The 13165-nt window shown below is 75.1% G+C and carries 12 protein-coding genes; 6 read left to right on the top strand and 6 right to left on the bottom strand.

Translation table 11 applies throughout. From position 1 onward, the window contains the following. Positions 1 to 14: 14 nt before the first annotated feature. The 3 genes from ABZ836_RS07045 to ABZ836_RS07035 all read right to left on the bottom strand — a co-directional run bounded on the left by ABZ836_RS07045 (position 15) and on the right by ABZ836_RS07035 (position 2064). Positions 15 to 920 carry a hypothetical protein gene (locus ABZ836_RS07045; protein ID WP_361140107.1) on the bottom strand — a complete coding sequence of 302 codons (906 nt, stop codon included), beginning with the start codon at positions 918 to 920 and terminating at the stop codon, positions 15 to 17. A gap of 82 nt (positions 921 to 1002) precedes the next feature. Beyond that, positions 1003 to 1275, bottom strand: a complete 273-nt coding sequence (locus ABZ836_RS07040) for a hypothetical protein (protein WP_361140299.1) — start codon at positions 1273 to 1275, stop codon at positions 1003 to 1005. A 144-nt stretch (positions 1276 to 1419) separates the two neighbouring features. Further along, the gene (locus ABZ836_RS07035) at positions 1420 to 2064 is read right to left on the bottom strand and encodes a methyltransferase domain-containing protein (RefSeq protein ID WP_356128150.1); all 645 of its coding nucleotides are present in this window, start codon (positions 2062 to 2064) and stop codon (positions 1420 to 1422) included. Positions 2065 to 2202: 138 nt separating this feature from the next. On the opposite strand from ABZ836_RS07035, the gene ABZ836_RS07030 reads away from it, so the two are divergent. The 5 genes from ABZ836_RS07030 to ABZ836_RS07010 all read left to right on the top strand — a co-directional run bounded on the left by ABZ836_RS07030 (position 2203) and on the right by ABZ836_RS07010 (position 8117). Next, positions 2203 to 3024, top strand: a complete 822-nt coding sequence (locus ABZ836_RS07030) for an MHYT domain-containing protein (protein WP_361140104.1) — start codon at positions 2203 to 2205, stop codon at positions 3022 to 3024. Next, positions 3008 to 6361 carry a nitrate- and nitrite sensing domain-containing protein gene (locus tag ABZ836_RS07025; protein ID WP_361140101.1) on the top strand — a complete coding sequence of 1118 codons (3354 nt, stop codon included), beginning with the start codon at positions 3008 to 3010 and terminating at the stop codon, positions 6359 to 6361. Before ABZ836_RS07030 ends, ABZ836_RS07025 begins: the two co-directional genes overlap by 17 nt. Beyond that, positions 6358 to 6813, top strand: a complete 456-nt coding sequence (locus tag ABZ836_RS07020; RefSeq protein ID WP_361140098.1) for a roadblock/LC7 domain-containing protein — start codon at positions 6358 to 6360, stop codon at positions 6811 to 6813. Before ABZ836_RS07025 ends, ABZ836_RS07020 begins: the two co-directional genes overlap by 4 nt. Positions 6814 to 6833: 20 nt before the next feature. After that, on the top strand, positions 6834 to 7286 hold the full coding sequence (locus tag ABZ836_RS07015; protein ID WP_361140095.1) for a DUF742 domain-containing protein: 453 nt from the start codon (positions 6834 to 6836) through the stop codon (positions 7284 to 7286). 195 nt (positions 7287 to 7481) lie between these two features. Beyond that, positions 7482 to 8117, top strand: a complete 636-nt coding sequence (locus tag ABZ836_RS07010; RefSeq protein WP_356128136.1) for an ATP/GTP-binding protein — start codon at positions 7482 to 7484, stop codon at positions 8115 to 8117. 10 nt (positions 8118 to 8127) lie between these two features. On the opposite strand, the gene ABZ836_RS07005 is transcribed toward ABZ836_RS07010, so the two are convergent. From ABZ836_RS07005 to ABZ836_RS06995, 3 genes are all read right to left on the bottom strand, one after another. Next, complete coding sequence (locus ABZ836_RS07005) at positions 8128 to 8556, bottom strand: PPOX class F420-dependent oxidoreductase (RefSeq protein ID WP_361140091.1); 429 nt, start codon at positions 8554 to 8556, stop codon at positions 8128 to 8130. Between the two features lie 93 nt (positions 8557 to 8649). Continuing rightward, positions 8650 to 9516, bottom strand: a complete 867-nt coding sequence (locus tag ABZ836_RS07000) for an acyl-CoA thioesterase II (RefSeq protein WP_361140088.1) — start codon at positions 9514 to 9516, stop codon at positions 8650 to 8652. Between the two features lie 130 nt (positions 9517 to 9646). Further along, positions 9647 to 12160 carry a DUF3516 domain-containing protein gene (locus ABZ836_RS06995; protein WP_356128128.1) on the bottom strand — a complete coding sequence of 838 codons (2514 nt, stop codon included), beginning with the start codon at positions 12158 to 12160 and terminating at the stop codon, positions 9647 to 9649. Positions 12161 to 12282: 122 nt separating this feature from the next. On the opposite strand from ABZ836_RS06995, the gene ABZ836_RS06990 reads away from it, so the two are divergent. After that, complete coding sequence (locus tag ABZ836_RS06990; RefSeq protein ID WP_356128125.1) at positions 12283 to 13077, top strand: metal-dependent hydrolase; 795 nt, start codon at positions 12283 to 12285, stop codon at positions 13075 to 13077. Positions 13078 to 13165 lie beyond the last annotated feature (88 nt).

Raw genomic sequence — 13165 nt, 5'->3', positions numbered from 1 at the left:
GCAAGGTGCGGGGATCAGGCCGGGTCGGCGGCCAGGTCGGCCAAACCCGAGAGGAGGGCGGGGAGTTCGGGGCCGCGGCCGATCGGGATGACCTCGCCGGGTTCCTCGTCGAGGAGGACCAGCGCGATGTCGTCGGTCCGGGCGGCGAGGGACCAGCCGGGGCCGTCCGCCCGCACCGTGCGCGCGCCGCCGCCCGCGAAGGCGGCCCGGACCCGGCCGGGCGGGGGAGGGGCGTCGAGGTACCCGCGCGCCTCGGCGAGGACGCGGCGGACGCCCTGGTGGGAGGGACCGTCCCCGCCCGCGGAACCGGCAGCCGGCGCGGCCCCGCCCGCCGCCGGAGGAGCCGCGGCGAAGTCCGCGTCGTCGAGCTGCCCCCGCCAGTGCCCCCAGTGCGCGGCGATCTCGTCCGCGCCGAGCCGGCGCTGGGCGGGCCCCCACACCGTGGGGTCCGGCGGGGCCAGCGCCGGTCCCGCCTCCTCCGGGTCGGGGTCGTGCGGCGCGGGCAGGCCCGGCGCCTTCACGGCCACCGACAGCGGCCACCCCGGCAGCGCGACCACCATGGAACGCTCGTCGGGGGAGAGGTCGTACTCCATGCCGCAGTCCCAGGAGGCGATGGCCGTGGCGACCAGCGACACGTCGTCGACCACCACGGTCCAGCGCGCGCCGTCGCCGTCCTGGCCGAAGACCAGCCCGTAGCCGCCCAGCGTCGCCTCCAGCCCCAGCGCGCCGCAGGCCGCCGGGTAGTCGTCGCCCAGGACCCCGGGGAACCGCGCGGGAGTGAGCAGGACGGCCGTCAGCACGGCCAGCGCGTCCTCGTCGCCCGCGGGGGCGCCCACTCCGGCGACCGCTCCCGCGACCGCCCCCGCGTCCGCCCCGTCGAAGCCCTTCGCGCCGACCGCGGACCCGTCCGTTCCGGCCATGCCGGCAGCCTCCTTCGTCACCGTTCGTCGGCGCACCCTAGACCGAGGGTGGCGGCCTTGTCACCTGACGAGGAGGGTCGTCTCAGGACCGTGCAGCCGGCAGGCCGAGCAGGTCGCGGGCCATCACGTCCGGACTCACGCCGCGCTCCCGGGACAGGGTGAGCACCGCCCTGCAGGCCAGCTCGTTCACGCCGAAGGACAGCGCCTCGGGGGAGACCCAGGACGCGGCCTCGTCCATGGCCTCCTCGTCGTCCGTCGCCGAGGCGGCGACGTACGCCGCGGCCGCGTCGAAGAGGTTGTGGGCCCGCGGCCTCGGCCCCGGGGCCGCCGGGGCGGGCGTCGCGGGGCGGGTCAACCGGGCGAGCACCGTGCGCAGCTTGCCGAGCACTGCGGACCACCTTCTTCCGGGTCTGTCCGTGACGTGTTTGCCTGGCGTTCGGCCTTCCTCCAACGTAAGCCCTCCCACGCTAGGCTCGGAGCGGCCGGAGCAGTAGAGGGCCTACCGCCCCTGCCCGCCGGCCCCCTCCCGCACGGCCAGCGCGAGGAAGCGCGACGGCTCGTCGGCGTACTCGGTCAGCCGCCACCCGGCCGACTCCAGCAGGGGCCGCAGGTTCTCCTCGGCCCGCAGGTCACCGGGGGTCAGCTCCCGCCCCTGCCGCGCGGCCAGCGCGGCCCGCCCCACCGGGTGGAAGAGCGCGAGCACGCCCCCGGGCCGCACCGCCCGTCCCAGCGCGGCCAGGGCACGCCGCGGCTCGGGCAGGTGCGCCACCAGCCCCGCCGCGAACACGGCGTCCAGCGCCCCCGTCCGCACCGGGGGAGCGGCGGCGTCCGCCAGCAGCAGCGTCCCGTGCCGGTCGCGCCCGGCCCGCGCCGCCGCCCGCAGCATCTCCGCGGTGACGTCCGCCCCCAGTACCACCCCGGACGGCCCCACCGCGGCCCGCAGCGCGGCAAGCGCGCGCCCCGTGCCACAGCCGGCGTCCAGCACCCGGTCACCCGGACGCAGTCCCATGGCGGCCACCGCCCGGTCGAAAGCGGGCCCGTCGTCGGGGAATCTACGGTCCCAGTCGTCCGCCCGCGCGGCGAAGAACTCCCGGACCCGGTCGCGGTCGTACACAGGTGTGCGGTGCTCGCTCATACTCCGCATGATCCCTCGGAATCGCCGTAACGGACGGTGCACGTTCGGTCACATGACGACCCGTCGGGCGCGGTGAAGGGTCATGTTCCGGCACCTTTCGAAAGCCGACGCCGCGCGTGACGGGCGCCTGGCTAGCGTCCCGGTCCCATGGGACACCTGGACCACGCAGCCTTCGGCTGGCTGACCCCCGTGCTGTCGTACGCGATGGCCTGCACCGGCGCCGCCCTCGGGCTGCGCTGCACCGTCCGCGCGCTCGAGACCACCGGCGGCTCGCGCCGCAACTGGCTGCTCACCGCCGCCTCCGCCCTCGGCACCGGCATCTGGACCATGCACTTCACCGCGATGCTCGGCTTCGCCGTCCGGGGCACCGACCTGCGCTACGACGTGCCGCTGACCGTGCTCAGCCTCGTCGTCGCCATGGTCGTGGTCTGCGCCGGCGTCTTCGCCGTCGGGTACGGCCGCGACCGCACCCGCGCCCTCGTCCTCGGCGGACTGACCACCGGGATCGGCGTCGCCTCCATGCACTACCTCGGCATGGCCGCGCTGCGCCTGCACGGTGACGTCTCGTTCGACCCGGTGATGGTCGCCGTTTCCGTGGTGATCGCCGTCGTCGCGGCCACCGCGGCCCTCTGGGCGGCCCTCAACATCACCGCGCCGCTCGCGGTCACCGTCGCCTCGCTGGTCATGGGCCTGGCGGTCAGCAGCATGCACTACACCGGCATGCACGCGGTGCGGGTACGGGTGCTCCCGTCCGCCGAACCCCTCGCCGGAGCCACCGCGATGCAGTTCGTCTTCCCGCTCGCCGTGGGCCTCGGCTCCTACCTCTTCCTGACCTCGGCCTTCGTGGCGCTCTCCCCGACGGCGCGCGAGCGGGCCGCCGAGGACGCGGCCCGGCGGGCCTGGCGCAGCACCCCGGCGGTCACCGAATGGCCCCCTGTCGAACGAGGGAACCATGCGTACATCCCCTAGGACCGACGGCACCGGCCGCGGGACACCTCCGCCCCCGGTACGGGGCCGCCGGGCGCACGCCGGGCCCCCGGCCGACGAGACGGCGGAGGAACTCGCCGCCGCGGCAGCCGCCACAGCCGCGAGCGCGGGCCGCGGAGCCCTCGGCGGCCCCGTCGCCGCCCGGGGACTGCGGCTGCGCCCGCGCACCGTCCGGGCCAAGGTGGTCAGCCTGCTGATGGTGCCCGTGATGTCGCTGCTGGCCCTGTGGGGCTACGCCACCGTGACCACCGTGCAGGACGTCGCGGCCCTCCGGCAGGCCGAACGCGTGGACGCCCAGGTCCGCGTCCCCGCGGCCGAGGCGGTCGTCGCCCTGCAGGCCGAACGCGCCTTCGCGCTGCGGCACGCCACGGGCGGCGAGGCGGCGCCGCGCGGCGAGTCCGGCGCCCTCGCCGACGCCACCGACCGGGCCGTGGGGAAGCTGCGGCTCGGCCGCGCCGGCACCGTCGCCGACAGCGGGGAGCTCCCGCCCGAGGTCCCCGCGCGCCTCCGCGGCTTCCTGGCCGGGGCCGACGCCCTGAGCTCCGTGCGCGGCGCCCTCCTCGAGGGCGACGCCGGCTGGAAGGACACCTACCGCGCGTACACCGACGTCATCGCCGACGCCCTGGCGGTGGACGGCGCCCTCACCTCCATCCCGCACGTCCGGGAGGGCTCCGACGCCCGGATCCTGCTGGAACTCGGCCGGGCCGGCGAGGCCCTCGCCCAGGAGGACGCCCTGCTGGCCTCGGCACGGCTCGACGGCTCGCTCGACGGCGAACGACGCGCCCTCTTCACCGCGGCGACCGCCACCCGCCGGGCGCTCGTCGACCACGCCGCCCCCGACCTCCGCGAACCCCAGCGCGGCGCCTGGCGGGAACTCGTCCGCGACGGAGGACACGAGGAACTGGTCGAGGCCGAGGACGCCGTGCTGCGGGCCGGCTCCGGCGAGGCGGCCGCGGGCGCCGTCCCCGCGGCGGACTGGGAGGCCGCCCACGCCCAGGTGCAGGACGCCCTGCGGGACATCGCCGACCACGCCTCCCACGCCGACCCCGCGGGAGCCGGGCCGCTGACGCGCGGGCTGATCAGCCCGGCGGGCGGCGCGGTGCTGCTCGGCCTGCTCGCGGTGAGCGTCTCCCTGCTCATCTCGGTGCGCATCGGCCGGGGCATCGTCGCCGACCTGGTCGGGCTGCGCAACGGCGCCCTGGAGATCGCCCGGCGCAAGCTCCCCCAGGCCATGCGCAAACTGCGGGCCGGCGAGGAGATCGACGTCGACGCCGAGGCCCCGCACGGCCCGCCCGCCGAGGACGAGACCGGCCAGGTCGCCGAGGCGCTCGGCACCGTGCACCGCGCCGCGCTCCGCGCCGCCGTGGAGCGCGCCGAACTGGCCAGCGGCATCTCCGGCGTCTTCGTGAACCTGGCCCGCCGCAGCCAGGTGCTGGTGCACCGCCAACTCGCCCTCCTGGACGGCATGGAACGCCGCGCCGAGGACCCCGACGAGCTCAGCGACCTGTTCCGCCTCGACCACCTCACCACCCGGATGCGGCGGCACGCCGAGTCGCTGATCATCCTCTCCGGCGCCGCCCCCGGCCGCGCCTGGAGCCGGCCGGTCTCGCTCACCAACGTGGTCCGCGCGGCCGTCTCGGAGATCGAGGACTACGCGCGGGTCGACGTCCGGCAGCTCGCCGAGACCGCCGTCACCGGCGCGGCGGTCGCCGACCTCACCCACCTGCTGGCCGAACTCGTCGAGAACGCCGCGCAGTTCTCGCCCCCGCACACCAAGGTGCGGGTCACCGGCGAGACCGTCGGCAACGGGTACGCGGTGGAGGTCGAGGACCGGGGCCTCGGCATGGGGCCGGAGACCCTCGCGGAGGCCAACCGGCGGATCGAGCAGTCCGAGGCGCTCGACCTCTTCGACAGCGACCGGCTGGGGCTCTTCGTGGTCAGCCGCCTCGCCGCGCGGCACGGGATCAAGGTGCACCTGCGCCCCTCGCCGTACGGCGGCACCACCGCGGTGGTGCTCCTGCCGAAGAACCTGCTGCACGCCGAGGCGGACCCGGGGGACGCCGGGCGGCCGGGCGGTGCGGACGACCGGGGGACGGACCGGGGCGCGGCGCTGCCGGCGGCGGCCGGGGCCCGGCCGGTACTGACCGCCCAGGCCGGGCCGGCCGAGGAACTCCCGCCGGCCGACCCGCCGCCCGGTGTGACCGCCCTCCGCCCCCGCCGTGCGGCCCCGGCCCCGCGCGAGGCGGGCCCCGCGACCGGCCCCTTCCGCCCCGGCGACGGCGCCACCCCGGACACCACGCGGCCGTCCCCCGTCCCCCGGCACACCGGCACCCGCGACCCTCTCGGCACCGCCCCCGACCGCCGGGGCGCGGCCACGGCCGCGGCTGCGGAGCGGCGCGGTGCCGGTCATGACCGTGCGGAGGCGATCGCGGACCGGCGCGGCGTCGACAGCGGCCGGCTCGGCACCGGTCACGACGGTGCGGGTGCGGGTGCCGGTGCGACCGCGGATCGATTTGGTGCCGGTGACCAACGGCCGGGGGTGACCGCGGACCGGCTCGGCACGGCTCACGGCCGACCGGGTACGGCCGACGACCCGCTCGGCACCGCGCACGACCGGACCGCCTCCGCCGGCGGCCCGGCGGTCACGACGCCGGACGGCACGGCACCCGTCACCGGAGCACCGGTCGGCCACGACAGCCCGCCCGGCGGACGGGCCCCTGCCGCCCCGCCGGCCTTCGGCGGCGGGGCGGCCACGCCGGACGCCTCCGTCCCGTACTCCACCACCGGCTCCCCGGGCGGGCCGGCCCCGTCCGCGACCCCCGGCTTCCCGGGTGCCTCCGCCCCTGCCGGAGCCACGCCCCACCCGGGCCCGAGGCCCGAGGCCCCCGGGCCCGCCACCGGCCCGGGAGCCCCCGTCGGCCCCGGAACCGGGCCCGGTCGGCCGGGCGGCCCTGCCTCCGGCCTCGGAACCGCCTCCGGCCCGGGAGCCCCCGTCGGCCCCGGAACCGCCACCGGCCGGCCGGGCGGCCACGCCACCGGCCCCGGAACCACCGGCCCCGGAACCGCCGCGGGAACCGGTCCCGCCGGCGCCCCCCTGCCCCGGCGCGTGCGGCAGCGCCACCTCGTCCCGCAACTCCGGCAGCGGCCCCCCGCGTCGGCCGCGCCGGCCCCCGCCCCGGCCGAGGACCGCACCCCGGAGGCGGTCCGGGACCGCATGGCCGCCTACCGCGACGGCTGGGTGCGCGGCGGCGGGCACCCGCCCGGCCGCGGCCCCGGAACGCCCGGCCGCCCCGACAGCAGCGAAGGAGACCCCGCATGACGTACGACCCCCTGACCCTCGCCCACGACCCCCTGACCGGAGGGCCGCGGCGGTCCGTCGAACTCGACTGGCTGCTGGACGACCTGGTGATCCGCACCGCCGCGGTGCGGCACGCCGTGGTCCTCTCCGACGACGGACTCGCCGTCGGCTCCTCCAGCGGCCTCGGCCGCGAGGACGCCGACCACCTCGCCGCCGTCGCCTCCGGGTTCAACAGCCTCGCCAAGGGGGCCGGCCGCCACTTCGGCGTCGGCGGGGTCCGCCAGACGATGGTCGAGATGGACGACGGCTACCTGTTCGTCGCCGCCGCCGGAGCCGGTTCCTGCCTCGCCGTCCTCACCGGCGCCACGGTCGACATCGGCCTGATCGCCTACGAGATGGCCCGGATGGTCAAGCGGGTCGGCGAACACCTCCACCAGCAGCCGCGGGTTCCCGTGCGGCCGCCCGTCGGCTGACCGGGAGGCGGAACTCCGCGATGCGCGACACCGACCCGACGCACACCCCGTTCCCCCCGCGCCCGGGCGAGGCAGCCCCGTCGGGCGGCCGGTGGTACGAGAGCCAGTGGTTCGACGGCGAGGCCGGACCGCTGGTGCGCCCCTACGCGATGACCGGCGGGCGCACCAGCGCCGGACCCGCCGGTGCCGGCTTCGACCTCATCGCGCTGATCTCCCCGGACCCCGAGGCCCCGCCCGGCGCGGCGACGGCCCTCGCCCCCGAGCACCGTCTGCTGCTGGAACTGTGCCGCACCGAGACCCAGTCGGTCGCCGAACTCGCGGCGGGCGCCGACCTCCCCGTCGGCGTCGTCCGCGTCCTCCTCGGGGACCTGCTGGAACTGGGCTGCGTCACCGTCAGCCGGCCCGTGCCGCCCGCCCGGTTGCCCGACGAGAGGGTTCTGCGCGAGGTGATCGCCGGGCTGCGCGCGCTGTGAGAATCCGTGGGGGCTTCCCGGGCGCATCAGTCCTATGATCGCGTCAGCGTCAGCCGGTTCGCCGCCGGCCGTGCCCGCCCCCACGAACGCCCCCCGCCGGACGACCCCCACCGAACGACTCCCACCGAACGACCCCCACCGTGACCGACCCCTCGCGGCGAGCCGATCGCCCGTGACACCCGAGAGAAGTGATCGATGGTCCCCCAGCAGACGGACACCACCTCCGGCGGGACGACGGGCACCGCCGGCACCGACGACGGCTCCGCCCCGCTGGCGCTGAAGATCCTTGTGGCAGGCGGCTTCGGTGTGGGCAAGACGACCCTGGTCGGCGCCGTCAGCGAGATCCGGCCCCTGCGCACCGAGGAACTCCTCACCGAGGCGGGCCGGACGGTGGACGACACCGCGGGCGTCGACCAGAAGACCACCACCACCGTGGCCATGGACTTCGGCCGCATCACCATCCGCGCCGGGCTCTCCCTGTACCTCTTCGGCACGCCCGGCCAGGACCGCTTCTGGTTCCTGTGGGACGAACTGGCCCAGGGCGCGCTGGGCGCCGTCGTGCTCGCCGACACCCGGCGGCTCGAGGACTGCTTCCCGGCCGTGGACTACTTCGAGCACCGGGGCATCCCGTTCGTGGTTGCCGTCAACTGCTTCGAGGGCGCCCGGTCCTACACGCCCGACGAGGTCTCCGCCGCCCTCGACCTGGACCCCGGCACGCCCGTGGTGCTCTGCGACGCCCGGGAACGGGAGTCCGGCAAGGAGGTCCTGATCAGCGTGGTGGAGCACGCGGGACGGATGCACACCGCGCGCCTGCTCGACTCGGTCGGCTGACGGCGGTCGGTCAGTCCGCGAGACCGGCGACGGCGCTGACCCGTTCGACGGACAGCCGCACCAGCAGCTCGCCCGGCACCGCGTTGCGCGCCCCGAACGCCTCCGCCCGCTCCTCACCCATGTAGCGGGCGGCGATCCGGGTCGCCCAGTGCCGCAGCTCGTCCAGGTCGTCGACGAGCCGCGCCCGGCAGGTCAGCGCGACGAACGAGAACGGGGGCCGCTCGTCGTCCACGCAGAGGGCGGCCCGGCCGTCCCGGGCGAGGTTGCGGCCCTTGACGGTGTCCGCGCCGGTGGTCAGCACCACCTCGTCCCCGTCCAGCGTGAACCAGACGGGGGCGACGTGCGGCGAACCGTCGGCCCGGGTGGTGGCCAGCTTTCCGGTGCGGGTCCCGGCGGTGACGAAGTCCCGCCATTCCCGGTCGTCCATCCTGTGCGCCATGCCGCCATCCTCGGCATCCCGGCCCCGGGCTGCCACCGGGGCTGCGCCGTGCGGCGTCCGCCGCCGCCGGGGCAGCGCCGCCGGGGCGCCGGCCTACAGGGTGCGGAAGAGGCCCTCCTGCACCACCGACACCACCAGCCGGCCCTCGCGGTCGTAGATGCGCCCGCGCGCCAGCCCGCGGCCACCGACGGCGATCGGCGACTCCTGGTCGTACAGCAGCCAGTCGTCCGCCCGGAACGGCCGGTGGAACCACATCGCGTGGTCCAGCGAGGCCAGGTCGAAGTGGCGCGGCCCCCACAGCGGCTCCACCGGCAGCCGCACCGCGTCCAGGAGCGTCATGTCGCTGGCGTAGGTCAGCGCGCAGGTGTGCACCAGCGGGTCGTCGCCCAGCGGGCCCACCGCCCGCATCCACACCGCGCTGCGCGGCTCGGCCCCCGCCACCTCCTCCGGCGTCCACCGCAGCCGGTCGACGTACCGGATGTCGAAGGGCTGGCGGCGCGCCATCCGCTCCAGCTGCTCGGGCAGCGCCCCGAGGCGCTCGCGGATCGCGTCCACCACCGTCGGCAGCGACTCCGGGTCGGGCACCTCACGGGCCGGAGGCAGCTGGTGCGTGAACGGACCCTCCTCCGGCAGGTGGAAGGAGGCCGTCAGGTTGAAGATCGTGCGCCCCTGCTGCACGGCGGTCACCCGGCGGGTGGTGAACGACCGGCCGTCGCGGACCCGTTCCACCTGGTAGACGATCGGCACGCCGGGCCGCCCCGGCCGCAGGAAGTAGGCGTGCAGCGAGTGCACCGGCCGGTCGTCGTCCACGGTGCGGCCCGCCGCGACCAGTGCCTGGCCGGCCACCTGCCCGCCGAAGACGCGCTGCAGGGACTCGTCCGGGCTGCGGCCCCGGAAGATGTTGACCTCGATCTGCTCCAGGTCCAGCAGGGCGACCAGGCCCTCCGCCGGATTCGTCATGGGGATGTCTTCTCCTGTCCCACGTCACTCCTGTCCACGTCATGCACGTGCCAAGTCATTCGCGTGCCACGTCATTCGCGTGCCACGTCATTCGCGTCCCACGCCGCCCGCGCCGCCGGTGGCGGGCCGCTCACAGCTGGCCGACGCCGGTGACCCGCACGACCGCGCGGCCCTCGGCGTCGGACGCCGCCAGGTCGACCTCGGCGCTGATGCCCCAGTCATGGTCGCCGTCGGGGTCCGCGAAGGCCTGGCGGACGCGCCACAGACCGTGCTGCGGGTCCTCCTCGATCATCAGCAGGCGCGGGCCGCGGGCGTCCGGGCCGGTGCCGAGGTCGTCGTACTCGTCCCAGTAGGCGTCCATCGCCTCGCCCCAGCGGTCGGCGTCCCAGCCCGACTCGGCGTCCATCTCGCCGAGTTCGCCGACCTGGTCGAGGGCGGCCAGCTCCACCCGGCGGAACATCGCGTTGCGCACCAGCACCCGGAAGGCGCGGGCGTTGGCGGTGACCGGCTTCACCTGGTCCGCCTTCTCCTGGGCCTCCTCCGCGGTCATCACCTCGGGGTTGGCGAGCTGCTCCCACTCGTCGAGCAGGCTGGAGTCCACCTGGCGCACCATCTCGCCCAGCCAGGCGATCAGGTCCTGGAGGTCCTCGGACTTCAGGTCGTCGGGGACGGTGTGCTCCAGCGCCTTGTAGGCGCTCGCCAGGTAGCGGAGCACGATGCCCTCGGTGCGGGCCAGCTCGTAGAGGGAGACGAACTCCGTGAAGGTGAGCGCCCGTTCGTACATGTCGCGGACCACCGACTTGGGCGACAGCGGGTAGTCGCTCACCCACGGGTGGCTCTTGCGGTAGGTGTTGTACGCGTGGAAGAGGAGCTCCTCCAGCGGTTTGGGGTGGCTGACCTCCTGCAGCCGCTCCATGCGCTCCTCGTACTCGACCCCGTCCGCCTTCATCTGCGCGACCATCTCGCCGCGCGCCTTGTTCTGCTGCGCGTGCAGGATCTGCCGCGGGTCGTCCAGCGTGGACTCCACCACCGAGAGCATGTCCAGGGCGTACGACGGCGATTCGGGGTCCAGCAGCTCGAACGCGGCCAGCGCGAAGGTGGACAGCGGCTGGTTGAGCGCGAAGTCCTGCTGGAGGTCGACCGTCAGGCGGACGATCCGGCCCTCGGCGTCCGGGGTGTCCAGCTTTTCGACGATCCCGCCGTCCAGCAGCGACCGGTAGATGGCGATGGCCCGGCGGATGTGCCGCAGCTGCTGCTTGCGCGGCTCGTGGTTGTCCTCCAGCAGCCGGCGCATGGCGTCGAAGGCGTTGCCCGGGCGGGCGATCACCGACAGCAGCATGGCGTGGGTGACCCGGAAGCGGGAGGTCAGCGGCTCGGGGTCGGAGGCGATCAGCTTCTCGAAGGTGCTCTCCGTCCAGCCGACGAAGCCCTCCGGAGCCTTCTTGCGCACGACCTTGCGGCGCTTCTTCGGGTCGTCCCCGGCCTTGGCGAGCGCCTTCTCGTTCTCGATGACGTGCTCCGGCGCCTGCGCCACCACGAAGCCCGCCGTGTCGAAGCCCGCGCGCCCGGCCCGGCCCGCGATCTGGTGGAACTCGCGCGCCCGCAGCGTGCGTACCCGGTTGCCGTCGTACTTGGTGAGCGCGGTGAACAGCACCGTGCGGATGGGCACGTTGACGCCCACGCCCAGGGTGTCGGTGCCGCAGATGACCTTGAGCAGACCGGCCTGTGCCAGCTTCTCCACCAGGCGCCGGTACTTGGGCAGCATGCCGGCGTGGTGGACGCCGATGCCGTGCCGCACGTACCGCGAGAGGTTGCGGCCGAACTTGGTGGTGAAGCGGAAGTTGCCGATCAGGTCGGCGATCTTCTCCTTCTCCTCCTTGGAGCACATGTTGATGCTCATCAGCGCCTGCGCCCGCTCCACCGCCTGCGCCTGGGTGAAGTGGACGATGTAGACCGGGGCCTGCCGGGTGTCCAGCAGCTCGGTCAGCGTCTCGGTCAGCGGCGTGTACCGGAAGTCGTACGACAGCGGCACCGGGCGGACGGCCGAGCGCACCACGGCGGTCGGGCGGCCGGTGCGCCGGGTGAGGTCCTTCTCGAACATCGAGACGTCACCGAGCGTCGCCGACATCAGCACGAACTGCGCCTGCGGCAGTTCCAGCAGCGGGATCTGCCAGGCCCAGCCGCGGTCCGCCTCCGCGTAGAAGTGGAACTCGTCCATCACCACCTGGCCGACGTCGGCGTTCCGGCCGTCGCGCAGCGCGATGGAGGCCAGCACCTCGGCCGTGCAGCAGATCACCGGCGCGTCCGCGTTGACCGAGGCGTCGCCGGTCAGCATGCCGACGTTCTCGGTGCCGAAGATCTTGCAGAGCTCGAAGAACTTCTCCGAGACCAGGGCCTTGATCGGCGCCGTGTAGAAGGTGACCTCGTCCCGGGCGAGCGCCGCGAAGTGGGCGGCCGCCGCGATCATGCTCTTGCCCGACCCGGTCGGCGTCGAGACGATCACGTTCGCCCCCGACACGACCTCGATCAGCGCCTCCTCCTGGTGGGGGTAGAGCGTGATGCCCCGGTCCTGGGCCCACGACTCGAAGGCTTCGTAAAGGGCGTCCGGATCGGCGGTCTGCGGCAACTGATCGATGAGGGTCACGTCCCCATCTTGCCCGGACCAGGTCACGATCAGGGAATCGGATCACCGCACGAAGATCGTCACCGCTACGCTGGGCCGCCGAACTCCACAGCGGCACAACGTAGAACGGGGCGGGCGACGCCATGATGGGACCAGCACATTCTCTGTCGGGCGCGGCCGCCTGGCTCGGCGTCGGAGCGGCGGCCGCCGCCTGGGGCGAGCCGATGCCCTGGCCCGTCCTGCTGGCGGGTGCGCTGATCTGTGCCGGAGCGGCCCTCGCCCCCGACCTCGACCACAAGGCGGCCACCATCTCGCGCGCCTTCGGGCCGATCTCCAAGTGGATCTGCGAGATCGTCGACAAGCTGTCCTACGCGGTCTACAAGTCGACGAAGAAACCCGGTGACCCACGGCGCTCCGGCGGCCACCGCACCCTGACCCACACCTGGGTGTGGGCGCTGCTGATCGGCGGCGGCTCCGCGGCGATCGCCACCCTGGGGGACCGCTGGGGCGTCCTCTTCATCCTCTTCGTGCACCTGGTGCTGGCCATCGAGGGCCTGCTGTGGCGGGCCACCCGCGGTTCGAGCGCCGACGTGCTGGTGTGGCTGCTGGCCGCCGCCACCTCGTGGATCATCGCGGGGATCCTGGACAAGCCGGGCAACGGCGCGACCTGGATGTTCGACGGCCCCGGCCAGGAGTACCTGTGGCTCGGGCTGCCGATCGTGCTGGGCGCCCTGGTCCACTGCGTCGGTGACGCCCTCACCGTCTCCGGCTGCCCCGTCCTGTGGCCCATCCCGATCGGCCGCAGGCGCTGGTACCCGCTGGGCCCGCCCAAGCCCCTGCGCTTCCGTGCCGGGAGCTGGGTGGAGGTCCGGGTCCTGATGCCCGGCTTCATGATCCTCGGGGGCGTGGGCGCGGCGGCGGCGCTCAACGTCATCTGAGACCCGCCCGGACCCGATCGGCCCCGGCCACGGTGGGGAACCGCGCCGCGGGGCAGGAGGAGGGGAACGCACCACGCCCCGACCGCAC

The organism is Streptomyces sp. NPDC047130 (genome assembly GCF_040643475.1).
GTDB lineage: Bacteria > Actinomycetota > Actinomycetes > Streptomycetales > Streptomycetaceae > Streptomyces.
Note: the sequence above shows the minus strand (reverse complement) of the source record. Positions and strands in the feature narration are given on the sequence as shown.